Here is a 23,071-nt window from a genome sequence, read left to right on the forward strand (position 1 = left end):
TTGAGGTGTTCCGCGGTGAGTTCACCGGCCTGAATGGCGGTGCCGATTTCTACGCCGACAGCGTGGCCAGGCTGCGTGAGGAAGGCCGGATGTCGCTGCGCGTCTTCCTCGAGGAGTGCCAGGAGCGTGGCATCGAGCCCACCAAGTCCTACTCCGGCTCGTTCCAGGTTCGCCTGTCTGAGGAGCTGCACAAGAGCGCCGCCGATGCTGCCATGGCCAAGGGGCTGAGCCTTAATCAGTTCGTGGCCACCGCCATCGAGCACGAGCTCTCGGCGTAATGCCGCCTCGCAGAGCCCTCTTAGCGGATTCGGTACACAGTGCGTACCGAATTCGTGGAAGGGGCCAAGCTACGGCTCCTTGCTGTGACGAGGCGCTCCAAGGCCCGTCGCTCCCCGTCATTCACGGAACAAGTTGGCATGGCTGCCCGTTTGGGCCAGGTGCAGTCCATCGCCCAAGCTGCGATACAGCACTAGGCGTGGCAACGAATCTATAGACGTGTTCGAGTATCATGTTGACGAGAGCCGGGGGATACCGGCCTGATGCGCGATATGTAGTGGCTTGGGAAGAGGTTGAGTATAAAATATGCTTTTAAATCAGCGTGTTGTAGGTCGGCCCATGGCCGGGCTGCAGTGTTTTCTAGCGTCATGACGTGGGGCTTTGAGGCCACCTATGGAACTTGTGCACTTCACCCGCCTAAGGACTCAAGCCAAGAAGCTGGCATCTAGGGCAGAGGACCGCCTGGGCTTCTCCCGTGGGTTTGTCGTCACGCTAATGGAAGCTTACGGGGCAGACACGTCTCTGGCTCCGGTCGATGGCGTATCTCATACGCTAGCCAGAGAGGTAGCCAGAGAGATTGGTGAGCTGATGCGGTCGGCTGACGATGATATGGCGTCATATCTGATCAGTACGGTCTATACCGCAATGTTGCCGGAAACCTATCGCAGTCAATACGGGATTTTTTTCACCCCTCCAGGCCTCACCTCGAGGCTCCTTGATCAAGCTGAAGCGGGAGGTGTGGATTGGAGCACTGCTAGGGTTCTCGACCCTTCCTGTGGAGGGGGGGCTTTCCTCTCACCTATTGCGGTGCGCATGCGTCGAGCATTATCTGGCCTCTCTGTAGAGGCTCGCGTGGCCCACATCGAACGTCACCTTGTGGGGTTCGAGATCGACCCGTTTTCAGCATGGATGTCGCAGACATTTGTTGAGCTGGTATTGGCAGAGGATCTGATCAACCTGGGACGCAGGCTTAAACCGTTAGTCGTGGTTCGAGACAGCCTTCTGAGTCCAGAATCGGATTACGGCACGATGGACCTCGTGGTTGGCAACCCGCCTTATGGGAAGGTCAAACTCGATAAGCAGCAACGCTCTTTTTGGCAGCGTAGCCTGCATGGTCATGCGAACCTCTATGGTCTATTCACGGACTTAGCGGTGCGGCTTGCAGCTCCGGGAGGAGTCATTGCTTATTTGACGCCTACGAGCTTCTTGGGAGGGCAATATTTCCAAGCACTTCGCAAATTGATGGCAACGCAAGCGCCGCCCTACGCTGTTGATTTCATTGATGGGCGAGAAGGCGTCTTCGAAGACGTTCTTCAGGAGACGATGCTGACGTGCTATCGAAAGGAAGGTTCTGCTGATCCTTTGCAAACTGCCTACCTCAGCATTCTGGAAGATGGGAGGGCCGTAGCGCAGGTGAATGGTCGTTGTAGTTTACCTCGGGATGGAGCCACTCCTTGGATCTTGCCTCGCCGCAAGGAGGTAGGAGTGATGGCGGATTCGGCTCGCTCTATGCCATATCGCCTGTCCGATTATGGTTACAAGGTATCTACGGGACAGTTGGTCTGGAATCGACATAAAGATAAACTTTTCGATGAATGGTTTCTTGGTGTTGTTCCTCTAGTTTGGGCAGAATGCGTGGACCCTGCGGGGAGTGGGGTATTCAGCTTCAAGACGACTCGGCGCCATGCTCCTTGGTTCTTACCAGGTCCTAAGGATTCTGCGAATCTTACCCACACAAGCTGTGTACTTCTACAGCGAACAACTGCGGTTGAGCAGAGAAGGCGTCTTATAGCAGGAGAGCTTCCGCAGGATTTTATCGAGAAGCATGGTGGAGCGGTGGCGATTGAAAACCATCTAAATATGGTTCGCCCACTTCCTGGGCAAAAGCCTAAGGTTTCCCCGGCAGCATTATCTCGGCTATTCAATAGCCAAGCAGTGGATGATGTATATCGCTGTATCAGTGGATCCACAGCGGTATCCGCATATGAGCTGCAAGCCCTTCCGCTTCCATCACCTCACGCTATAGAAAAACTAGAAAATTTAATGGAAGAGCGAGCCGATGAGGCCGCTATAGAGTCATATATAAGGGAGCTTTATGTCACTGTTCGTACCAGCGCCGCTGCCTAGTGTTACAGAAATACGGCGTCGCCTTGAGGTGATCTTTCCAGATGGAACGATGCAGCGACCAGCTCTCACGAGTGAAGCGGCAGCGAAAACTGTTTATACCATGCTGTTCATCGATGCTGTTGAAGGCCGTAATGTCCGTCTGGCTCCAAAGCATGTCTACCGTATGGCGCAGGAAGTGGCTGATGATCAAAGTGAAAAAAACAGGTTGTCATATGCGACTCGTTGCCTGAAGCCTAAGTATCAAGCGGAAGGAACTGCTTGGTATGCCGATACCACTCGTGAGCTAATTCGTGATGACACCATTCGGGAAGCGATGATTCCGATTGGAGTGGTGGTTAACGATGCCAGTGTCCCAACAACAAGTTCTAAAGGTAGATATTACCTTAAAAAGGATTTTGCAAGCCTGTTTTCACTTTCTAACAATGACTTTGAAAATAAGGTTATTGATTGGCAGGAGAGTCACTTGTCAGCTTCTGAGCTGGCGAGGGTAAGAATACTTCAGGGGCGCCATAATCATGGCGACAGCGTCAAAGTTAATTTCCCCAACGGGGAAACACGAATCATGCAGGTGGGGAAGAGTTCAGTTATCACTAAGGCGGTGGTTGAAGAGTTTTCGCCAAGATTTTTAGATAACCCATACGTGTTATGGATAAGTGAAAGCGGAGAGAAAGTCGTTCATCAAGATAATGCATTGATGAAGCAAATTGGGTTGAATATTGACGAAACCACTTTGTTGCCTGACCTTGTTCTGGCAGATTTGCGTGATTCTGGCGTTCTTATAGTTTTTGTGGAAGTTGTTGCTACTGATGGGGTGGTAACGGAGACTCGGAAGAGAAAGTTGCTTGAGATGGCCGAGAAAGCGGGGTTTTCATCGTCACATATTGCTTTCATGACGGCATTTGAGAAACGTGATGCTGGACCACTTAAAAAGCGTATATCCGGCATAGCGACTGATACCATGGTATGGAGTATGGCAGAGCCTAAGGTAATCATTTGGATAGGTGAGAACCAGGAAATTCCTGTGTCTATTCAAGAGTAGTCCAGATGTATAGGTGGCAGCCCCTTGAGCTCTATGGGATGATGTGTCTTGATGGGGTTGCTACTACAATTATGGCTTCTGGTTCATCTATCCTACTGACCCATGGTTATATGAAATACCGACGCTGTGAGCGTGATACCGATACCGTGACATAGACGTCTTTCTGCGGTACCTGACGTATGAAGTGGAGGATCGGATTTAGGTAGCCCATGGCAAAAGCATGGGCTACCTAGTTAACTCAAGCCTTTTGGATGAGTTTCCAGGTTACTGCCTTGTTGTTGTACGGGGGCATGGTGTTTCCCTTAGCAATGGGGGCTGTCGTGCTTGGGTTTCCTACCACTTCCCAAACACCGCTTTCTGGACACTTCTCGCCAGTTTTGGCGGTGGCTCCTACCTCTGCCATTGTTACCTCTCTTCAGTTCCTTGGTATTGAATGGGCTGTTGCCCAATGCAACCGTACCTGATTGTTTTATAAAAGTGAATGCCGAAAAGATAGTGGCTGCGTAAAATATGGATATTTTTGTTCTTTGTCATTATTCAAGTGGGGTGTGGGACGAAGATTCCGTGCTTGCTCTTGATCTTGTTTTTCTATAAATCCCGGTTTGTTCAGTGAAATTTCAACGGTCAAATTATTTCATGTTTAAATTTAGGGCGCCGCTAAGTTAATGACCCATATCAAACATCATCCTTCCTCTAAGTTTTTAAAAAACGGTCGTTTTCTTTACGCAAGCTGGCCACCCCTCCAGGAGGCCCTGGAGGGGTGGTTTTGAGTAAAGAAATCCCGTAAATTTTTCTAAAGTTAGAAAAGGTGCGTTTTTTTACGGTCCGAGCGGCTCGTACCCGGGAGGTGGCACCTCGGCAATACGTAAGGCATTATGTGGAGGTGCTAATGTTCCGCAGCCTTTACTCTGCATGGCATTGGCACAGCGCCTTTGGCCAAGAGGTGCTTCCCTGTAAGTCCCTGAGTGCCCCTGGCGGTATCTATGCCGCCAGGGGCTTTCTTCGCTACCGCTAGACTTTGATGACCTTCACGCCGTAATCAGCCGGATTGACGATGTCTTCCAGCTTGCCGATCTGCGAGAAATCGCCACTGCTGAGCTCGCTGCTGATGTTGGTGTCAGGGAATCGGAGATTCTTGACCACGCTGACCTTGATCGGCATACCCTTTCCGTCGATGTCCTGCACCCAGGCGAGAAACCCCCCCGAAAACTTGGCTAGGCTACCGATCGGGTAGAGCCCGTAGACCTGGATGTACTCCACCAGCACGGTCTTGTCGTAGGCCGTGGCGGCGTCATTGACCAGGCGGTAAGCATCGAGCGGCGCGCGAGGTGGGAAGCCGTTACGGGCGTGCAGCAGCCGGTTGATCGCCTTGATCACTGAAACCAGGCGTACCCGGTCTGACAGCGAATCGCCGCGCTTGCCCGCCGGGTAGCCGGAGCCATCCAGACGCTCGTTGGCATTCTCGATCACCTCCCGGCAGGTGGGGCTGGGTATCCAGTCGAGCCTTTGCAGCTTATCGAGCAGAGCGGTCACATGGCCCCTGAGAATGTCTTTCTGTGCCGGGTTCATGTTGACCTTCAGCGAGGGTAGCTGAGGACTGATCAGCAGCGGCTTGCCGAGGGTGTGCAGGAGAGCGCCCAGCACGGCCTCACGGACATGCGGGTCGTGCGGGTCGCGGGCCAGCAGCATGTCGGCCAGCTGGCCGGCCACCTGTACCGCATGGCGAACCCAGTTTGGCTCGTCGCGCAGGAAGGCCAAGGCATAGAGGAAGGCCTTACGGTCCTGCTCGACCAGGTAGCGTAGGGTATCGACGCAGTCGTAGAAGATCTCCTCAGGGAACAGGTCGCGGGTCTTCATGTACATCAAGCCCACCTGGAGCTGATGCGCCACGTCCATGACGCCACGCTCCATGGGCGACTGGCGGGTACGCTTCTCGCGTTCCTGGGCTTCGCGCTGCAGCAGCTTCTTCTCCTTTGCACCTGGGATGAACAGGGGGGAGTGATGGTCCATCTTGTCATTCGCCCCTGTACGGTAGGCGGCCTCGCGCTCCGACTCGGTCACATATCGGAAGAGCGCTTCTGTCTGGGCCGTCGACAAGTTGATGAACTGGATGCCGACAGCTGCGTAGCCATGCTGACCAAAGGGGCGGATATGGCGGATCTTGCCTTCGGCGAAGAAGCTTTCCCCATTGGGGAATTCCAGTGTGATCCCGGGGATCTTTTGGTTCACCCCGATGGCGATGCTGTCTGCCAGATCGATGTCGGCCATGCAGCCGCCGACCGAGAGGTTGCGGAGCCGACCCGGTACGCTCAGCTCATGCAGATAGACCTCTAGGCCGACACGTGCCTGCATGCCGAGAATGAACGGGATGCGTACGGCTCCCCGATTCTCATGGACGAACACTGACTCGGGGAGCTGGCACTCCAGGCGATACTGGGTGCTGTCAGTCTTGAGCAGCTTGGCGGCGACATTGCTGAGGCTGTAGGTGTCACGCTCGAGCGCCTGGGGCCCTTTCATCGCTTCGATGTCGAAGCTCACGCCACCGCTGGTCAGGTACCGATCGATGTCCTGGCCGGCATAGTCGGCTTCTAGCACCAGGCGACCGGTACTCAGGTCGATCTCTATCACCTCTGCCTTCAGCGGGTAGGGCATGTCCTTGGCATACATCGATAGCTCATGGGCATGTTGTAGCAGTGACCGGATCACGGCCGCTGAAGGGTTTTCATACCGGTCGGGGAGGGCCATGTCGGTTACCTGCTAATGCGATAGTGTTTTTTATTGATGCATGTCAATAAATAGGGTCATTTTTCTATAGCGTCACAATATATGCATCTTATATGGCATGGCAACATGCTTGGAGAAAATTCCAAAAATTCAATCATTTGCGGGTGGTATAGAGTGCACTGGCAGGGCCTGGCCGGTTAACGGTCCGGGGGGCATCAGGTCCCACGAGACGGAGAGCCACTCCCCCCGTAAGACCTTGTCTTCACCCCTGGCTTCAACCGAGTCCAGGGGCCAGGCGTCCTCACGCTTTGGGAGCGGGCAGCTGATCGGGGAGTGCCATGAGCGCTTCCCACGGCATCGGCTTGGCAAAGAGATAGCCTTGCAGCAGGTCACACTCCCGGCGGATCAGGTCCGCTTGCTGTTCGCGCTCCTCGATGCCTTCTGCCACCACCACAAGATCCATGTGATGCGCCATGGTGATGATGCCCTGGACGATGGCGGCGTTGCTGCGGCTGGTGAGGATATCGCGGATGAAAGCGCGATCCAGCTTGATCTTGTGAATCGGCAGATCACGCAGGTAGCTAAGGCTGGAGAAGCCGGTACCGAAGTCGTCGATGGCGACCGTGATGCTCATCCCGCGGAGGGTATCGATCATCTCGATCGCCTGCTCCGCGCCGCCTAGCAGGATGCTCTCAGTCATCTCCAGCTCGAGGAGCTCAGGGGGAAGCCCCGTCTCGTCCAGGATGGCCTGTACCTCCTCGAGGAAGCCGTCACGGCGGAACTGCAGCGACGAGATATTGACCGCGACGGGGAACACCCGCTCTCCCTTGGCCCGCATGGTGGCAAGATGCTGGCAGGCCTGCCGCAACACCCAGCGGCCGAGGGGGATGATCTGCCCCGTCTGCTCGGCGATCGGGATGAAGACGCCGGGTGACACCATGCCCTGTGTGGGGTGGTGCCAGCGAACGAGAGCCTCGAGGCTGCGGATGTGACCGCTGACGGCATCGACGATGGGCTGGTAGTAGAGCTCGAACTGGTTGTCGCGCAGAGCGGTGTGGAGATCATGGCGCAGCAGCACGTGTTCACTGGTGTGCTGCCTACCTTGGCCCTGATACCACTGCCAGGTGTTACGTCCTTGACGTTTCGCTAGCTCTACGGCCAGGCCGGCATGCTGAAGTAGCTCGAGAGGTTGCTGGACCGCTTCATCGCTGCAGGCGATGCCGATGCTGGTACTGATGTGCAGGGCCTGTCCATCAACCTCAAATGAATGCTCGAAGGCAGCAAGGACGCGCTCAGCCGCGGCGGCCGCCTCATGACGGTTTTTCAGGTCCGGCATCAGGAAGGCGAATTCATCACCGGTAAGGCGCGCCAGTGTATCGAAGGGGCCCAGCAGTTGACGTAGGCGCGTGACGATGGTGGTCAGCAACTGGTTGCCGACCTGGTAGCCCAGGCCATCATTGATGGTCTTGAAGCCGTCCAGGTCGAGGTGCATCACCGCCAGTAGGCGCCGATTCTGCTGGCTCCATTGGTAGTCCTGCTCGAGGCGGTCATCCAGGGCCGTGCGGTTGGGCAGGCCGGTAAGCAGGTCGTGGGTGGCCTGGTAGGCGATCTTGGCCTCCTGCCGGCGCTCACGGGTGATGTCCTCTTGAATGCCGATGAAGTGGGTGCAGTGACCGGTGTCATCGATGACCGGGCTGATGGCCAGGCGATTCCAGAAGGGGGTGCCGTCCTTGCGATAGTTGAGCAGCGTCACCTGGGTCTTGGCCCGCGCGTCCAGTGCCTGGCGTATCGTCGCAACAGCAGCAGGGTCGGTCTTTTCTCCCTGCAGGAAGCGGCAGTTCCGACCAAGCACCGCGTCTCGCGCGTATCCTGTCAGTCGGCAGAATGCCTCGTTGGCATAGACGAGCGGCATGTCACTCTGGGAGGCATCCGCCATCAGCACGCCATTGGGGCTAGCTTCGATGCCCCGCTGTAGCAGGTGCAGCGTGGATTCCTGGCGTTTGCGTGCGGTGATGTCGCGGCAGATGCCATAGACGCCGACGATCTTACCCTCGACGGTGACCGGGAAATTGGTGACCTCGACGTGGTAGCTATGACCATCGGCATGGATACCTAGAGTTTCGTAATGCCGCGACGCGCCGCCCTTGGCTGCATCGAAGGCCGCCTGGGTCAGATCGCGATAGCTGGGGTCGACGAACTCATTGAAGTGGCGACCCAGAAGATCCTGCTCGGGGTAGCCGGTGATGTGCTCCAGGGCGGCGTTGCCCCGCTGGAAGCGGCCCTCGAGGTCGAACTCGTAGACTCCATCAGGGTGGTTAACGAACAGTGATCGGTGCCACTCGGCCAGTGTGCGGTGGTGGCGGCTATCGCGGTCCTTGATAACCGCCAAGGTGATCAAGGCGGCAGCTTGGTGTAACCGGCGCCGGCTCATCTCGCTGGGCGCGGTGGGTTCACGGTAGTAGGTACCGAACGTTCCCAGTAGCTCCCCCTGGTTGGTGAGCACGGGGCTCGACCAGCAAGCGTGCAGCCCTTCGGCAAGCGCCGCGCTGCGAAAAGATTCCCAGCGAGGGTCCGTCTGGATGTCTTCTGTGATGACCTGTCGGCGCCGGTAGGCCGCCTCACCGAATGACGCTACACCTTCCCCAATGGGGACATTCTGGAGCCGCTCGAAGTATTTCTGAGAGAAGCGTTGGCTGGGGGACAGGCTGAGGGTGCAGCGTGCTGGATCGAAGCGCATGAAGGCCACGATGGCACCAGGCAGCTGAATACCGATCCAGTGGGCAATGGCATCCAGCGTTGTTTCGAGCGGTGCCTGTTGGGCGATCAGTTCGTGAATGTCCTGCTGAGCTTCCAGCAGGATGAGGTCGTCGGTCACGCACATGCCTCCATGGGGTCTCCCTCCTTGTAGTTGTTAGGAGGCTGATGAATCAGGGGATACTGAACAACTCAATCAGGCTAGGCAAGCAGGCTATCGTAAGGCAAGGAGTGGCCGTAAGCGGTTAGGCCACCAACAAATCATCATAGTTGAAGGCGTGGCTCGGCTATCAAGTCCTGGTATGGCGGTTTCGCTTGAAGCACCATGTAAATAAAACGAAGGTTTGTTTTCTACGAGGTGCCGCGATGACACGAGAAGACGGAGAGCCGCGGCTTTACAGCCCTCATGCTTGCCAGCTGAGCCGAAACCGATCACTATTAGGCTCATAATGTGAGCTGAATATCGTTGCCATTCGGCTCTTCCGCCTTCTTGGAGGTCTGTTATGACCGATCACGCCTCGACATGGATCTGGCAGCACCCCGACTGGCCGAACTTCACCTGGCACGCGGCCGAGGTTCAGCCGCGGGTTCAGGCATGCTGGCGGGATCTCGGCATCTTGCTGGGACGATCGGGGGCCCTGACCTCCGCGGATGACCAGGACGCTGAGGCGAGAGCCGCTCTGGATACGCTATTGCAGAACATCGTCACCTCCTCGGCCATCGAGGGAGAGCGTCTGAATGTGTCGTCAGTTCGCTCCTCCTTGGCCCGGCGCCTTGGCGTGGAGGAGCCGGAGGGTGCTACCTCACCACGCTCTGAAGGCCTGGCGGAGCTGATGCTGGATGCCACCTTCAACCCTGACACGCCGCTGGACGCCGAGAGGCTGTTTCAGTGGCATCGCTGGCTGTTCCCTGAGGCTGATGCCGCGCTGACGACGCTGCGCCCAGGGCAATGGCGCGGGGTAGAGCCAATGCAGGTGGTGTCAGGTCGCCTGGATCGTCCCAAGGTGCATTTCGAGGCGCCGCCGCGAGAGGAGCTGGAACACGAGGTTGACCAGTTCCTCGCATGGTTCGAGGCCAGCCATCATGACCCGGCATTGGATCCCCTGGTCCGGGCCGGCCTGGCACACTTCTGGTTCGTGACGCTGCATCCGTTTGAAGACGGCAACGGCCGGATTGCCCGGGCCATTGCCGATCGTGCCTTGGCGCAGGCCGATCAGCAGAGCATCCGCCTGTATGCCATGTCAGCCGCCATCCTGGAGCGCCGCGCCGACTACTATCGCTGCCTGGAAGCGAGCCAACGTGGCACGCCAGACCTGACGGCTTGGCTTGTCTGGTTCCTGGAGACGCTGGATACCACCTTGCTGGATGTCTTGGCGCAGGTCGAGCGGACGCTGGCCAAGGCCCGCTTCTGGCAGCGCTTTAGGTCGACCGGCTTGCTCCCCGAGCAGGTGAAGGTGCTGAACCGCCTGCTGGATGGAGGAGAGCGAGGGTTTGCGCACGGCATCAGTGCATCGCAGTACCAGAAAGTCGCCAAGGTGAGTAAGGCAACCGCCACCCGCCACCTCGTCGGACTGGTCGAGAAGGGGTGCCTGGTGAAGCTACCCGGAGGAGGCCGCAGCACGCGCTATCAAGTACCGGACATGCACCGTCAGGACGACGGGGAATAGGTGTGCCCCATGACGACAGAGCGCTCCTGAAGATACTCATCATCGGCCTTCGGCAGCTCCAAGAAGGTCGTCCAGGAGGGACGCACAGGACGTAGGGTAACCACGTCTCCCTCCCGAGAGATGGCCAACTCCTCCACGCCTTCATAGGCCATGTCAGCCGGTAGACGCACTACCTGACCCTCGTCGAGGGTGTCGATCGGTACGGTCCGCATGTGGCTCAGCCTCCGGTGTCCCGGTGGGGGTGAGAGGGAATTATGGTCAATTATTGTCCCGAGTATAATTCACGGCCATGATGTAAAGAAAACGAGGATTTGCTTTCTACTAGGTGCCGCGATGTCACGACAAAACAAAGAACAGCCCCGTTGTGCTGATGGAACTCTCCCGGCTAGCCCGGTGGAGCGCCTGAAAGGATCGGTGCAGGGGTACCAGGAGCCGTTCGAGCCGGTGGGCATCGAAGACTGGGAGGCGTTGGATCTTGAGGATGACATGACCACGCCAGGAGGTGGCGCATGATCATCGGCTATGCTCGTGTCAGCACCCAGGACCAGAACCCCCAGCTTCAGCGTGATGCCCTCGAGGAGGCCGGCTGCGAGCAGATCTTCGAGGAGCGTGTTACCGGCACCAAGCGAGAGCGACCCGAGCTGCAGGCCTGCCTGCGCACCCTGCGCGACGGCGACACCCTGGTGGTGTGGAAGCTCGACCGCCTGGCCCGCTCGCTCAAGGACCTGGTGGAGCTGATCCACGAGCTGAACGAGCGTGGTGTGGGCTTCCGGTCGCTCACCGAGGCGATCGATACCACCAGTGCCGGGGGCAAGCTGGTGTTCCACATCTTCGGCGCCCTGGCGGAGTTCGAACACAGTCTGATCCGGGAGCGGACCTTGGCAGGCCTGGCATCGGCCAGAGCCCGCGGTCGCAAGGGAGGGCGTCGCCCGGTCATGTCAGCCGCAGACGTGCGCAAGGCGGCGGCGATGTTGGCCGACCCTGAGATCACCAAGACCGAGGTGGCCAAGCACTTCGGGGTCAGCCGGGTGACGCTGAATGCTTCCCTCGAGCGCGAAGGGTTGGCCAAGGCCGTGAACCACCCCAAGCTCGAGCAGTTGCTGGCTGAATGCGATCCCGATGCTTCCGAACTGGAAGATCTGCGATCCTGGCAGGAGGCGCCGGCCGTGGGGCGGGAGGTTTAGGCGGCGGCCTGGTTGCCGTTGTTCCCCTCGACCAGCTTCAGCACAAGGACTGAGTGTTCCGCATGCGGAACACGTATAAAAGAAGATAGCTGTATTTCAGTAAATCTTTATTTCTGTATTTAAGGCTATAGGTCGCATCGAGATCCCTACCTGATAGCTGCCGGTTAGGCGTGGAGGGGCCAACAGCCATTTTGTCCCATCATGACAGCAAGGGGGGGGTGGGCTGAGGCGAGGAGGACAGCCATTTTGTCCCATCATGACAACGAGGGGGGGCAATCAGTCTTTGCCTAGTAGCTCGGCGCGATGCTTACGTATAGTTTCCCTGGATGCGGCGTTTGCCTTCGCGAGGGTCTCTTGGACTTTTTCTCGTGACGCGAAGGGCTGTTCTTTGAGGCTGGCTGTTCCCAGGGTTACGAGGCGCCCTGAGCTCGTCTTGGATCGCAGGACCTTGCGGTCCTCCGTATTGGGCTCCTTCTGGGTATGAAGCGTCCCATTACGTTTTTTTCGTAGCATCACGCTTGGTGCGGAGCCGATGTGCAACCGTCTCATAGCTTTCTCCGGGGCGTGCTGAGTTGTCCAGTAGGTACTTAGGGTAGCCGAACAGGATGGCGTCGCTGTCTAGCTCCTCGGTGTAAGCCTCTGCAACAGGCACCTCGAGGCCCTTCTTGGGACTGAATTTGAACTGTATATGGGTAACCCGCCGACCAGTTTTACGTTGTCCCCAGGTGACGGTGAGGTCGCTGTGCTCGTTGACGTCGCTCACTGCGGGCTCGAGGACCCGCCTCTTCAGGTCGCGGATAGAGGGGTACTTGTCTTCTAGCTGCAGGATGTAGCGTAGCCAGTCGATTTCCACCTCACGTTCGCCGCGGCTCCGCCACTGGACCAGAAGCTCATACAAGCGTACTCCGTAGCTGCTGGTCATTCCCGAGACGTTCTGCAGACGATATTGACTAAATTCCGCCGTCAGCTGGCTGAGGTAGGGAAGAACATCCTTGGCAAACCTGATTTCCACAGCCCCCTCATCCTCACGATAGAGGATGCTCTGTACCCAGCGCGTCAGCAGCACCCGGGGACGGGCTCCTTTGCCATTGGGATACTCGGTGATCCGAATCGTCTGCTCCCACAGCTTCGCTGAGGCCTGCTTGAGAGCTCTATACTCATGGTTAGCCTTGAACCCCCCCATATCCGCGAGGGCGTTCGCCGTGACGGTGTAGCGGATATCGTCCGTGATGACCTCATCTCGTCGCACCTGGGCGATCGCCGCCAGGATCAGTTTGCTCTCGGCGACGGTGAGGCTATGGGCAGCTTCAATGAGCGCGTTGGACTTAACGACCAGATCCGCACTCGGGGGCATGCTCTTCGACATGGGCCAGATCCACACAACATGTGACGTCATTATGGGACATGTCACATAAAGATGTCACATCATTAAGCCATTCTGTCCCCTCTTGAGAAGCCATTCTGTCCTCTCTCCGCAGCCATTCTGTCCTCTCTTCACAGCCATTCCGTCCCCTTTTCCTCCTGCATCCACATGTTTTTAAAAGGGAAAAAAGTCCGGAAAAGGTTTAAAAGGGAAAAGTAACAGAAAAGGCGCGCTATGCGCGCTCCTACCCTCCGCTCGTACCTCGCTCCGCCCCCGCTTCGCGGGCCTAAACGATGATGCGCCATAGGCGCAGCTCAAGGGCGCTATCGAGGCGCTACGCGCCTGAGCGCCCTGGTGGACGGCTCCGCCGTGCATGGCTCACTAACACCGCGAGAACCCCCTGTTCAGCAGGATGGTTGACAGGGCATTGCTAGCTACAGAGGCAATCATCTGAGGCTTGGTGGTGTTCCGCATGCGGAACACCCCACCAGAGGGTGAACATCAAGCGTGAAGGAGCCCTTAGAGGGCGCTCTATGACCCAGCCTTATGTTGAAGAAGCAATTACAGTGGGTGTCCCGCCACTGTCTGACTAGACAGCAAGGGCTGACAAAACAATGAGGCGTGAAGGAAAACGCCCTCATCCCGGGATAGCTTGGCAGCAGAACGGAATGAGGGCGCCCACATACTGTGTGAGGAAATTATGGCTCACCCCAAACCCGTCTGCCAAGTGCCACGGGACATCGCTCAACATCAAACCGGTTTACGTCGCCTGCGTTGCACGAGCAGGGGATTAGCATGAGACCACCCCACCAGCTCTCGCTCATCACTGAGCCATCGTTCTACCACGGGGTATCGGAAGCAGCGTATGTCGCCTTGCTCGCCCGCCAGGAAGACGGTGGCATGCGTCAGCAATCGTTTCGCGTTGCCCTGCTCGACAAAGTGATCCAAGCTGCGCCCCGCGACCGAGACTGCTACCTGTCTCAAGCCCAATTCATGCGCCCCAATCGGCGGGCGGTGAACCTGTATAGCCTGCCACTGCTGTTCTGCGACCTGGATCCCGTCTCGCGGCATCACATGCCGCCAGAGGAGTGGCGCCGAGCGGTACTGATGGTCTGCAAAGACGAGGGGATACCGCCGCCCTCACTGATCGTCTACAGCGGCCGCGGCGTACACCTGAAATGGATCCTCACAACGCCCTTGCCCAGAGCTGCACTGCCTCGCTGGAACGTGGCTCAGAAGATGCTAGGAGAGCGCTTCCAGCATATCGGGTCTGATCCTCAGGCTCGTGATGCCTCGCGTGTCCTGCGGCTCGAGCACACCGTCAACACCAAGACCGGGCAGCGCTGTGAGGTTATCTGGGTCACGGATGGTGGCGATGGCATGCCGATCCGCTATCCCTTCGACGTGATCTTCGATGAGGTGGCCCCCTTGGCCAGGGAGCAACTGGCAGAAGAACGCAAGCAGCGTGCGGAAACCCAGCAGTCGCCCCGTTGGCACGAGAGAGCGGCACTGACGGTGGTGAACGGCGGACGCCATGGCCTGAAGCTGATCAACTTCCAGGAGCTTGCATGGCATCGCCTCGAGGACCTGCGCACTCTCGCCACAATGCGCGCTGCTCAGGAGGACGGCCCGGAGCCCCTCCAGGGACAGCGCATGCTGTTTTTGTTCTGGAGCCTCAACTTCATGGCTTTGTCCCATGCCGTGAAGCCGGCGAGTTTCTGGATGGAATCTCAGGCACTGGCGGCATCGCTAGGGCCCGAGTGGCGCTATGACAGGTCGGAGATGAGCACGCTCTACCACAAGACCCAGGCCTACTTTCGAGGTGAGGTAGTCGAGTTTGATGGCCGCAAGCTGCCCCCGTTGTATACGCCTCGTAATGCCACGCTGATCGATCGGTTTGCCATCACAGATGATGAACAGCGTGCGCTACGCACCATCCTGAGCCAGGAGGAGGTGCGGCGGCGTGATGCACAGCGCAAGCGAGATATGCGGCGGAAGGCCGGCGCCCAGGATCGACAGGCCTATGAGGCGACCGCTCAGCACCGTCGAGAAGTTGCGCGAGCCCTAAGATCTGAAGGCATGAAACAGCGTGAGATCGCCGATCAGCTCGGTGTATCAGAAAGCGCTGTCCGGCACTATCTGAAATGAACCGCAAAGTCCGTCCGTATTTCTAGTGGCGGAGCCTCCCAGGGTTTGGGGTGGCCATTACAGGGGGCGCAGCGCCCCCTCCCCTCCTCTGTAATGCTCTCATGGCCCTGCTGCTCCAGGAGCCTACTTCCCCAGTGGCAGTTGCCCTTGCTCATCCTCGAGATCTTGGCGCTGGCTGTTCTCTAACGCCTCCATGCGGGCCGCTAGGGCTTCTCCCTGTACCTCGGCCTTGGTCCGACCCTTTTCGGCTTCCTGAGCGCGCTGCTGGGCGTCCTGGAGTTGTTTTTCCATGGCGGCCAGGCGCTCCCGGTACTCATCGCGCTGTTCGGCCAGGGCCTGGCGGTGCCCCTGGGCGTCCTGCTGTCGGGCCTGCCGCTCCTCCTGGAGCGCCTTGGCGCGTTCCTCGGCCTGCTGCTGGGCGGCTTCGGTGCGGGTCTCGGCCACCGCCAGGGCGCGTTCGGCTTCGATGCGGGCCTGGTCGGTCTGCTTGGCCTCGCGTTGTGCCGCGATGCGCGCCTCTCGCTCCTCGTCACGCTGCTCCTCCAGGGTCTGGCAGCGGTTGCGGGCCTCGGCCAGCTGCTGGCGGGCGTCGTCGCGTTGGGTCTCCAGCTCCCGCACCCGCTCGCGGAACTCGGCCAGGGCGCTGCGCGCCTCGTCGCGTTCGCCGGTGACGCGATCGCGCTCGCTCTCCAGGGCCTCCACCCGGCCACTCAGCTCCTCGACCTGCTCCTCCAGCTGCTCGCCGGTAGCGGCCAGCTCGTCGGCGGTGTGCTGAGCCTCCAGGGCGTTCTCCTCGGCCTCGGCGCGGGCCGCGGCGGCCTGACGTTCCAGCTCCTCGGCCAGGGCGGCGGTCAGTTCGTCCGGCAGGCGGGCGGCGCGGCGCTCGGCCGGCGCCTGGGTGGCTCGCCACGCCTTGAGGTGGCGGTGGATGGTGTTGGGGCTGCCGGTGCCCAGCTGCTCGCGGATGCGCTGGATGCTGGGCCTCTCGCCCTGTCCCACCAGGGCGTCGGCGACGGTGGCGACCTGCTCGTAAGTGATCCCGGTGCGTGCCATATCGTATCCCTCTTGTCTGTATCGTATATCGTATTTCATATTATATGTTATACGGTACAAAATACAATACAAAATATGGATATGCTACGAAATATCCCGGCAGCGGGGCGTGTCGCCGGTGGCCAGGCACGAAAAACCCCGCCGCAGCGGGGTTTGAGGGAGGACGTGGGGGCTATGCTGGGGGGATGACGGATCTCTGGACGTTCTTGCTCGGCGTGTCGCCGATTCTGCTGATCATGGTCGCGACGATTGTCGCAGGCGCCGCTGTGCTGATCACACGCCACCGGCACTGAGCCGCTCCGGCGGCATGGTTGAGTGTGGCCGATGACCTCCTGGAGGAACGGGGAGCCCGGTCCGTATCGCTCAGACCGGGAAGCCGTGATGGCTGCCGTCGGGGAGCTCGACATCCAGGCGGACACGGCCGCCGATGGCCTCGACATAGCGCTTGAGGGAGCTCAGGCGCAGGTCCTGGCCGGCTCTCTCCAGTCCGGCGATGGTCGGCTGTTTGACGCCCATCGCCTCGGCCATCTGCGCCTGGGTCATGTCGACCAGCTGCCGCAGCTCGGCGAGCCGCAGCTCGAGGAGCATGTCATCGGCCTTGGCCTGGGCCGCCGCCACGACCTCGGGTTTCTCGTTGGCGATTAGGTCTTCCAGCTTGCGTGCCATGGGGTCACCTCACCTCAGTGTGTCCAGGTGGGCCGCATATTCCTTGTCGGCTACCGGGATCATCTCGTCATAGAAGCGCTTGTCGTTACCGCCCTTGTCGCCGGCGCACAGCAGGATGCCGGTTCGTTGCGGGTCAAACGCGTAGAAGGCGCGAATCGGTCGCCCCTGGCTCTGGATCCGCAGCTCCTTCATGTTCGGGTACTGGGAGCCATTCACGGTATCGGCATGCGGTCGGGCGAGCATCGGGCCGCGTTCCCGCAGGAGCAGGAGTGCGGCCAGGACGTTCTCGCGGTCGGTGTCATCCAGCGCGTGGTACCAGGCCTCGAATCGCTCCGTCTGCTCGATCGACCACATGGGGGCCCTCCTGTGTGTATAGGTAATAGGCTATATAGGTTTTATCCTATTATCAAGCTGTCTCGTTCATGCGGGGCGGGAGCGTGCCAGCTTGCGTGGGCGTCCTCCTGGAGCCCCTGGGCGCGGCCCGGGGGGCTTGGGGCGTGTCCAGGGCCCGCGCAGGTGCGGCTCCCAGTCCGGCCAGTGACCCAACGCCGCGGCGAGCACGCAGGCCGTTCGCCAGTAATCGTACTGGCTGGCCTGGGCCAGGTTGGCGGCACCGGTCTTGAGCGCCCACTGCAGGTGCTTGACGCGCCACTGGTAGGGCTCGCGGATGCCCCAGCGTTCCTCAATGGCTCGGGCGATGCGCTCACCGCGTTTGATATGAGCTTTCACGCCGCCACTTTTACCGGGCTGGGCGCGGCGCAGGAGGATCTCGATACGGGTGGAGTGCGCGGTGGTCATCGACTACTCCCAACATAGCTGACCAGCACATCGATCCGACCATGGCCGAGTTCGGCGGAGATGATGACGCGTGCTTTGAGGTCATCGTCCTTGGATGCCAATCGCTCACCGGCCACCGCCGGGGCGGGGTGGCCGGTGATCTGCTCGTAACGCTGGCAGGCGTAGGCGGCGCGGGCATCGTGATAGCCCGGCAGGCCGTGCTGTTTAAGGATGTCGCGCCCCTGGGCGATCTCGCCGCCGCGGCTGATGGCCAGCTGTGCGTAGCTCTCGTCGGGTGCGATGAGGTTGCGGCTGCCCTCGGGACGGGCAGCGAGGGCACTGGCCAGAGCCTGACGCTGGGCGTCGCCGACGGGGATCCAGCGAGGGGCATCCCGGCCCCCTTTTGTGCCGTCGAGCACGTTGATTCGATAGCTCTCGGTGGCCTCGTCATAGCGAGCGGCCTCGCGTGACCATCGGTCGAGGTCCGCTTTGACGGCCTCCTCGCGGCGCACGCCGAACGCCCGGGCGAGCTCGAGAGTGGCGGCGGCGCGGGGCAGGTCGGCCTCCTGCAGTGCCGCGATAGCGCCCTGCACACGGGGTGTGTCCAGAGCGGCCGGCGCCGAGGTTCGGACGCTACTGCGCGGTCCGGCATATTGGCTGGGAGAGATCTTCACATGGCGGTCGCCGCGCAGCGCCGCGAACGTGGTGTTGACGGTGGAGAGACGATTTTGTGCCGTCGACACGGCGAGCGTACCGGCCTCGACCCGTGCCTGCACATGCTCGGCATAGGCCGTTGCCAGATCGCGGCTGTCGATTTGAGAGAGGTCGCGAACGCCCTGTTCGCGTGCCCAGTCGACGAATGGCCGCCAACGCTGCGTATGGGTGGCAACGGTGCTGTGGTGTCCCTGACCGTAATAGTCGCGGAGCGCGGCTTTGCCGGCATGCGCGAGTTGTTTGCCGTACCCGAAATTCCTGCTGCTGGCGTAGCGTCCCATCGACGGTCCTCCGCTGTGACCTGGTTGTTCTGTTGGTAGTGCCTCCCGATGTCCCCGCCCTGGTTGCCGCGAGCGGCGCAGGTAAGTGCTCAACCGATTTCGGGCTCGGTCGGGCCCTGGGAGGCCTGTCGTAACGTGACAGGGACGCCGGCAGGTAACGCCTGGCCGGGGCGGCGATAATGACTCTGCGCGATCGCGGTGAGCAGGGCTCGGCGGGGGGATCGCTGCGCCCTGGGCAGGGGCGCGTGCAGGGTCTGAAGCTCGACGTGATAACGAGCATGGGCAGCCGATGTAGCGACGGAACAGAGCGCGTGCCCGCCTGCCAGGCGGGGGGCTATCAGGCCGCGGACTGTTCCGTCGAAACATGGACGGGGAGGTTTTGGTGCAGGTTTTGGTACCCCCTGGCGGGGGCCGCGGGCGCCGCCGCCCGGCCCTGTAGCCCGCTGTGGCGGGCTTTCGGGCCGGACGGCGGCGTCGGCGCTGGGCGCCGTCTCTGTGCCGCGATGCGGCGACAGAGACGGCGAGCTGGGCAGCACGATCGTGCTAACGGTGCGGTAAATGGCGGTAGTCAGCCGTCAGCAGATGTAGTGCTCAGCTCAGCGTGGCATGCCTGGTGAGGCATAGGAGGGGACGAGCCTACGGCTCGGCGCTACGCGCAGCAGCTCGATGAGCTGCGCCCGTTGGGCAGCATAGCGTGGGTCATCTGCTCCTGATGTGCTGGTAGCTAGGAGCCGATATCGTCGGACATATGCCCAGGGCGAAGAGGTCGCGACGATGGTAAGGGAAAGCCAGAGTCTGGCGTCAGACACCGAGTTTGGGTAGCTGGTGTTCTGGTGGATCACCGCGACAGGCACGGCATCCGATCGGCCGTATGTCGAAGACACAGTGGGCGACGGATTAGGGGCACACGGAGGTGTGATACGGCAGGAAAATTGCTGATTGTTTTGAGAGGCCAGCGCTACCTCCTCGTACTGCCGCTGGGCGGCAGTAGAGATATCAGATTATCCGGTCGTTGCGGAGGTGGCAAGACCTGACGGATGTGGTCTGCATAGGGCTGGAGGCTCCCTGTGACCTTCCCCTGGTCGCAAGGAGCACCAAAATTGATGATGGCTTCTTGCTCATGATGATTTAATGATTTACTTTTTTACAGAAATCATCAATTGAGATGGAGTGGCCGATGATCCTCGGAGTGTTGAATCAAAAGGGTGGGGTTGGGAAAACGACTCTATCCGTGAATATCGCCGCAGCGCTGGCTCGTGATGGCAAGCGGGTACTGCTGATCGATGCTGACCCTCAGGGTAGTGCCTTGGACTGGGCCGCTGCGCGGGAGGGGGACCCGCTGTTCGCTGTGGTGGGATTACCGAAGCCCAGCATCCACAAGGAGCTCGCTCTGATTGGCGAGGGGTATGACCACATCGTGATTGACGGTCCTCCTCGCGTCACGGATCTTGCCCGCTCCGCAATCATGTCCAGCGACGTGGTTTTGATCCCTGTTCAACCAAGCCCCTATGACATCTGGGCGGCCGATGAGGTGGTCAAGCTGGTTCAGGAGGCATCTGTATTTAAAGAAAACCTTAAATCAGTATTTGTAATTAATCGCAAAATTGCCAATACAGCCATCGGTCGTGATGTCCGTGAGGCACTCGAGGCCTATGAGCTGCCCACGCTCGAGGCGAGCGTAGTGCAGCGCGTGGTCTTTGCCGAGGCTGCCGCAGTTGGGAAGGCCATTTATGAGCAGGATCGCGATGGTGTGGCTTCGCAGGAGATTGAGGCCCTGGTGAACGAGCTGAAGGAGCGTTTCGCATGAGTAGCAAGAAGGTGCCCCTGGGCGGTAGGCCCACTGCCAAGAAGCCGGCGCAGGATGATCCATCGGTGGATGCTTGGGTCGGTTCAAGGAAGCCAGAAGCTCCGCAGGAGAAGATGAAGCGTCTGACCATTGATATTCCCGCGGAGCTACATGCCCAGCTCAAGGCCGACTGTGCGATGCGTGGGAAGAAGATGGCTGACGAAGTGCGCGAGCTATTAATAAAGAAATACGGAAAATCGTGATTAAAGAAATGATGCTAGCCACGAAGAATCACGATCACCTAAGTTAAAGTGGCACGGGCTATCTGCCGGAGGAGATCATGGCGAGGAAGGTGATGGATGGTTCTGGGGCAGCACCAGAGGCTTCTTCAGCGGAGGTCGAGGTATGGCGAGCGGCTATCGCGATGTTCGGTGGCGACCGAGCGGCCGCGGAGACCTGGCTGAACCAGGAGGCCATGGGGCTGGGATGGTTGCGGCCTGTTGACGTGATGGAACAGGATCCTCAGCGGGTCCTCGATTTGGTCACGCGGATCGATCATGGGGTCTACACCTAAGCCTCAAGTGTTCCGCATGCGGAACACCTTCTAGCTGATTGGGCATACTGAAGTACGTGTAAAAAATCGAGCCAACACCTTTCGGTAGTTGGCTCGAGCTCCCCTTGCCATGCGAGGAACACTACTAGGGCTGGTCTTTCGTACACCCCCGCGTCTGCGGGGAACACCACTAGGGCTGGTCTTTCGTACACCCCCGCGTCTGCGGGGAACACCACTAGGGTTGGTTTCCCGTACACCCTCGTGCTTGCGGGGAACACCGCACACCCCCGCCATGCGGGGAACACCGAGTGTAGGCCTGACGAGTGATCCAGTTGGCAAGGTGTCCTTTTAATTTATATCTGGAAGGTGAGGTTTGTAAAGGGAAGTGCAGGACGCTCTGTCACGACGGAACAAAGAGATAGGTTGGGTACGATGTAGTGACGTGACAGAGGGGATGAAAAATGACTCTGCAAAGATGCATACCCACTCGCTGATGTTTTCAATATAAATGAGTCCATTGATAGATTCTGGCTATGCCTCGTTGTTTTTCAATATTAATGGGGCTTGCACGAAGTTTAACTTTTAGCAGGACATCCTCCCGCTGCGCGGGACGATTATCTTCGTGGGTGATAAATACCGTCCAGAACCCACCTTCCCCCCATAGTTTAACCCATGATCCCTGGTGGTTGATTTCCATCACTGAGGTGATGACATAGCTGCCATGGTGGTAACGAGGCGACGTGTCAGACATAGGAGATACCTCATATCGGTGTGTTTACGCTGATGCTCAGATCTCGGAGAGGCGGTGTTGAAGGCGCGAACAGAGCTGCTCTAGTAGATCTCCGTCAGGTTCTATGTCGATGTCCTCGAGCTCACGTTTTACCCACTCGATGAGCGAGGTGAGGTTGGAGCGCTGAACGGGCTGCTGGAGGAGGGGTGCAAGCACCAGGTTGGGGTTGTGGACCTCGAGACGAAGTTTCGCGGCAACGCTGAGCGCGAGGCGTCTCAGCGTATGCTGTTCCTCACGTTCCTCGAGCAGGTGATGGATGTTGGGCGAGGTAGTGATGCTCGGCATGATGCGCTCCTGGATGCTGTTGGTGAATATCAATGGACTTCTTTTGAAGCTCATATTCGACAAATTACACCAAGAAGCAAGCTTTGCAAGCCCGGCTTGTCGGTTTTGTGTATCATGCGATGCATGAGATAATGGGGGATGATGCGTGATACGCTTCAAGATAAAAGAGTTGATTGCCAAGAAAGAGTTCGCCGAGGATCGGCGCATCACGATCGGGGAGGTGGCCAGCGCCGCCGGCATCCACCGGATGACGCTGTCCAAGATGATCAATCAGCGGGGCTACAACACCAGCACCGAGAACCTGAGCCGGCTGTGCTCATATTTCGGCTGCCGGGTGGAGGAGCTGGTGGAATATGTGCCCGAGAAGGCGCCGGAGGCGGCTGACCAGGGCGCGTGAGCCTTTGTCCTGGCTCGGAATGCGGCACGAAGAATCACGATCATGCTGGAGGCCACCGTGACGGAGAAAGGGCTGGAGGGCAGCGGGAAGGCGCTGGGTGCGTTTCCCTCAGAGATTGAGGTGTGGCGGGCTGCCATCGCGATGTTCGGTGGTGACCGTGCGGCCGCGGAGGCCTGGCTGCACCAGGAAGCCATCGGGCTGGGGTGGCAGCGGCCCGTTGACGTGATGGAACAGGAGGCCCAGCGGGTGCTCGATCTGATCACGCGGATCGACCACGGGGTCTACACCTGACGCGGTATCGCCTAGCTGGGCCCAGGCAAGAGAGGCGCCATAATCTTGATTTTGCCGGCCCTCACGGGAGGCAGGGCTCCCAGAGGGCGGTGGTCAGCATGTGCAACGGGTTGGAAGAGAACGGAGAGACACCGTGAACAACATCATGGTCATCGACGGTTATCGCGCTGTCATCCAGTACGACCCGGATCTTGAG

Annotated in this window: 20 protein-coding genes; 11 read left to right on the forward strand and 9 right to left on the reverse strand. The window is 59.2% G+C overall.

Features of this window, described 5'->3' with window-relative positions:
- From ACOMD9_RS20575 to ACOMD9_RS20585, 3 genes are all read left to right on the forward strand, one after another.
- Window positions 1-278, forward strand: a 278-nt coding sequence (locus tag ACOMD9_RS20575; protein WP_421417868.1) for a type II toxin-antitoxin system HicB family antitoxin, incomplete at its 5' end; no start/stop codon positions are given.
- Window positions 279-669: 391 nt separating this feature from the next.
- Window positions 670-2,403, forward strand: coding sequence for an Eco57I restriction-modification methylase domain-containing protein (locus ACOMD9_RS20580; protein ID WP_421417869.1), 1,734 nt, complete (start codon window positions 670-672; stop codon window positions 2,401-2,403).
- Window positions 2,372-3,442: a BsuBI/PstI family type II restriction endonuclease gene (locus ACOMD9_RS20585; RefSeq protein WP_421417870.1), complete on the forward strand. Its 1,071-nt coding sequence runs from the start codon at window positions 2,372-2,374 to the stop codon at window positions 3,440-3,442. Before ACOMD9_RS20580 ends, ACOMD9_RS20585 begins: the two co-directional genes overlap by 32 nt.
- Before the next feature lie 1,011 nt (window positions 3,443-4,453).
- Here ACOMD9_RS20585 and ACOMD9_RS20590 read toward each other — a convergent pair.
- Window positions 4,454-6,187, reverse strand: a complete 1,734-nt coding sequence (locus tag ACOMD9_RS20590; protein WP_421417871.1) for a PilZ domain-containing protein — start codon at window positions 6,185-6,187, stop codon at window positions 4,454-4,456.
- Between the two features lie 280 nt (window positions 6,188-6,467).
- Complete coding sequence (locus ACOMD9_RS20595; protein WP_421417872.1) at window positions 6,468-9,041, reverse strand: bifunctional diguanylate cyclase/phosphodiesterase; 2,574 nt, start codon at window positions 9,039-9,041, stop codon at window positions 6,468-6,470.
- 382 nt (window positions 9,042-9,423) lie between these two features.
- Here ACOMD9_RS20595 and ACOMD9_RS20600 point away from each other — a divergent pair, with 382 nt between their 5' ends.
- On the forward strand, window positions 9,424-10,587 hold the full coding sequence (locus ACOMD9_RS20600; RefSeq protein ID WP_421417873.1) for a Fic family protein: 1,164 nt from the start codon (window positions 9,424-9,426) through the stop codon (window positions 10,585-10,587).
- Window positions 10,588-11,096: 509 nt separating this feature from the next.
- Window positions 11,097-11,771 (forward strand): recombinase family protein, encoded by a 675-nt coding sequence (locus ACOMD9_RS20605; protein WP_421417874.1) that lies wholly within the window; start codon window positions 11,097-11,099, stop codon window positions 11,769-11,771.
- A 493-nt stretch (window positions 11,772-12,264) separates the two neighbouring features.
- Here the strand turns inward: ACOMD9_RS20605 and ACOMD9_RS20610 are convergent, their stop codons facing one another.
- On the reverse strand, window positions 12,265-13,137 hold the full coding sequence (locus tag ACOMD9_RS20610; protein WP_421417875.1) for a RepB family plasmid replication initiator protein: 873 nt from the start codon (window positions 13,135-13,137) through the stop codon (window positions 12,265-12,267).
- A 792-nt stretch (window positions 13,138-13,929) separates the two neighbouring features.
- On the opposite strand from ACOMD9_RS20610, the gene ACOMD9_RS20615 reads away from it, so the two are divergent.
- The gene (locus tag ACOMD9_RS20615) at window positions 13,930-15,282 is read left to right on the forward strand and encodes a replication protein (protein ID WP_421417876.1); all 1,353 of its coding nucleotides are present in this window, start codon (window positions 13,930-13,932) and stop codon (window positions 15,280-15,282) included.
- A 123-nt stretch (window positions 15,283-15,405) separates the two neighbouring features.
- On the opposite strand, the gene ACOMD9_RS20620 is transcribed toward ACOMD9_RS20615, so the two are convergent.
- From ACOMD9_RS20620 to ACOMD9_RS20640, 5 genes are all read right to left on the reverse strand, one after another.
- Window positions 15,406-16,335 (reverse strand): DNA-binding protein, encoded by a 930-nt coding sequence (locus ACOMD9_RS20620; RefSeq protein ID WP_421417877.1) that lies wholly within the window; start codon window positions 16,333-16,335, stop codon window positions 15,406-15,408.
- 363 nt (window positions 16,336-16,698) lie between these two features.
- Entirely contained in the window at window positions 16,699-17,001 is a 303-nt protein-coding gene (locus ACOMD9_RS20625; RefSeq protein WP_421417878.1) for a helix-turn-helix domain-containing protein, read from the reverse strand.
- 9 nt (window positions 17,002-17,010) lie between these two features.
- Window positions 17,011-17,355 carry a type II toxin-antitoxin system RelE/ParE family toxin gene (locus ACOMD9_RS20630; RefSeq protein WP_421417879.1) on the reverse strand — a complete coding sequence of 115 codons (345 nt, stop codon included), beginning with the start codon at window positions 17,353-17,355 and terminating at the stop codon, window positions 17,011-17,013.
- Between the two features lie 66 nt (window positions 17,356-17,421).
- A complete protein-coding gene (locus ACOMD9_RS20635) occupies window positions 17,422-17,799 on the reverse strand; it encodes a hypothetical protein (RefSeq protein WP_421417880.1) in 378 nt (125 codons plus the stop codon).
- On the reverse strand, window positions 17,796-18,773 hold the full coding sequence (locus ACOMD9_RS20640; RefSeq protein WP_421417881.1) for an integrase domain-containing protein: 978 nt from the start codon (window positions 18,771-18,773) through the stop codon (window positions 17,796-17,798). Before ACOMD9_RS20640 ends, ACOMD9_RS20635 begins: the two co-directional genes overlap by 4 nt.
- Before the next feature lie 1,177 nt (window positions 18,774-19,950).
- On the opposite strand from ACOMD9_RS20640, the gene parA reads away from it, so the two are divergent.
- From parA to ACOMD9_RS20655, 3 genes are all read left to right on the forward strand, one after another.
- Complete coding sequence (gene parA, locus ACOMD9_RS20645; protein ID WP_421417882.1) at window positions 19,951-20,580, forward strand: ParA family partition ATPase; 630 nt, start codon at window positions 19,951-19,953, stop codon at window positions 20,578-20,580.
- Window positions 20,577-20,822: a hypothetical protein gene (locus ACOMD9_RS20650; RefSeq protein ID WP_421417883.1), complete on the forward strand. Its 246-nt coding sequence runs from the start codon at window positions 20,577-20,579 to the stop codon at window positions 20,820-20,822. The genes parA and ACOMD9_RS20650 overlap by 4 nt, the downstream gene beginning before the upstream one ends.
- A gap of 77 nt (window positions 20,823-20,899) precedes the next feature.
- The gene (locus ACOMD9_RS20655; protein WP_421417884.1) at window positions 20,900-21,133 is read left to right on the forward strand and encodes an antitoxin Xre/MbcA/ParS toxin-binding domain-containing protein; all 234 of its coding nucleotides are present in this window, start codon (window positions 20,900-20,902) and stop codon (window positions 21,131-21,133) included.
- Window positions 21,134-21,899: 766 nt separating this feature from the next.
- Here ACOMD9_RS20655 and ACOMD9_RS20660 read toward each other — a convergent pair.
- Window positions 21,900-22,187 carry a hypothetical protein gene (locus tag ACOMD9_RS20660; RefSeq protein ID WP_421417885.1) on the reverse strand — a complete coding sequence of 96 codons (288 nt, stop codon included), beginning with the start codon at window positions 22,185-22,187 and terminating at the stop codon, window positions 21,900-21,902.
- A 145-nt stretch (window positions 22,188-22,332) separates the two neighbouring features.
- On the opposite strand from ACOMD9_RS20660, the gene ACOMD9_RS20665 reads away from it, so the two are divergent.
- Window positions 22,333-22,584, forward strand: coding sequence for a helix-turn-helix domain-containing protein (locus tag ACOMD9_RS20665; protein WP_421417886.1), 252 nt, complete (start codon window positions 22,333-22,335; stop codon window positions 22,582-22,584).
- Window positions 22,585-22,626: 42 nt separating this feature from the next.
- A complete protein-coding gene (locus tag ACOMD9_RS20670) occupies window positions 22,627-22,875 on the forward strand; it encodes an antitoxin Xre/MbcA/ParS toxin-binding domain-containing protein (protein WP_421417887.1) in 249 nt (82 codons plus the stop codon).
- Window positions 22,876-23,071 lie beyond the last annotated feature (196 nt).

It is taken from the genome of Halomonas terrestris, from assembly GCF_049166755.1.
In the GTDB taxonomy this organism is placed as follows: Bacteria; Pseudomonadota; Gammaproteobacteria; order Pseudomonadales; family Halomonadaceae; genus Halomonas.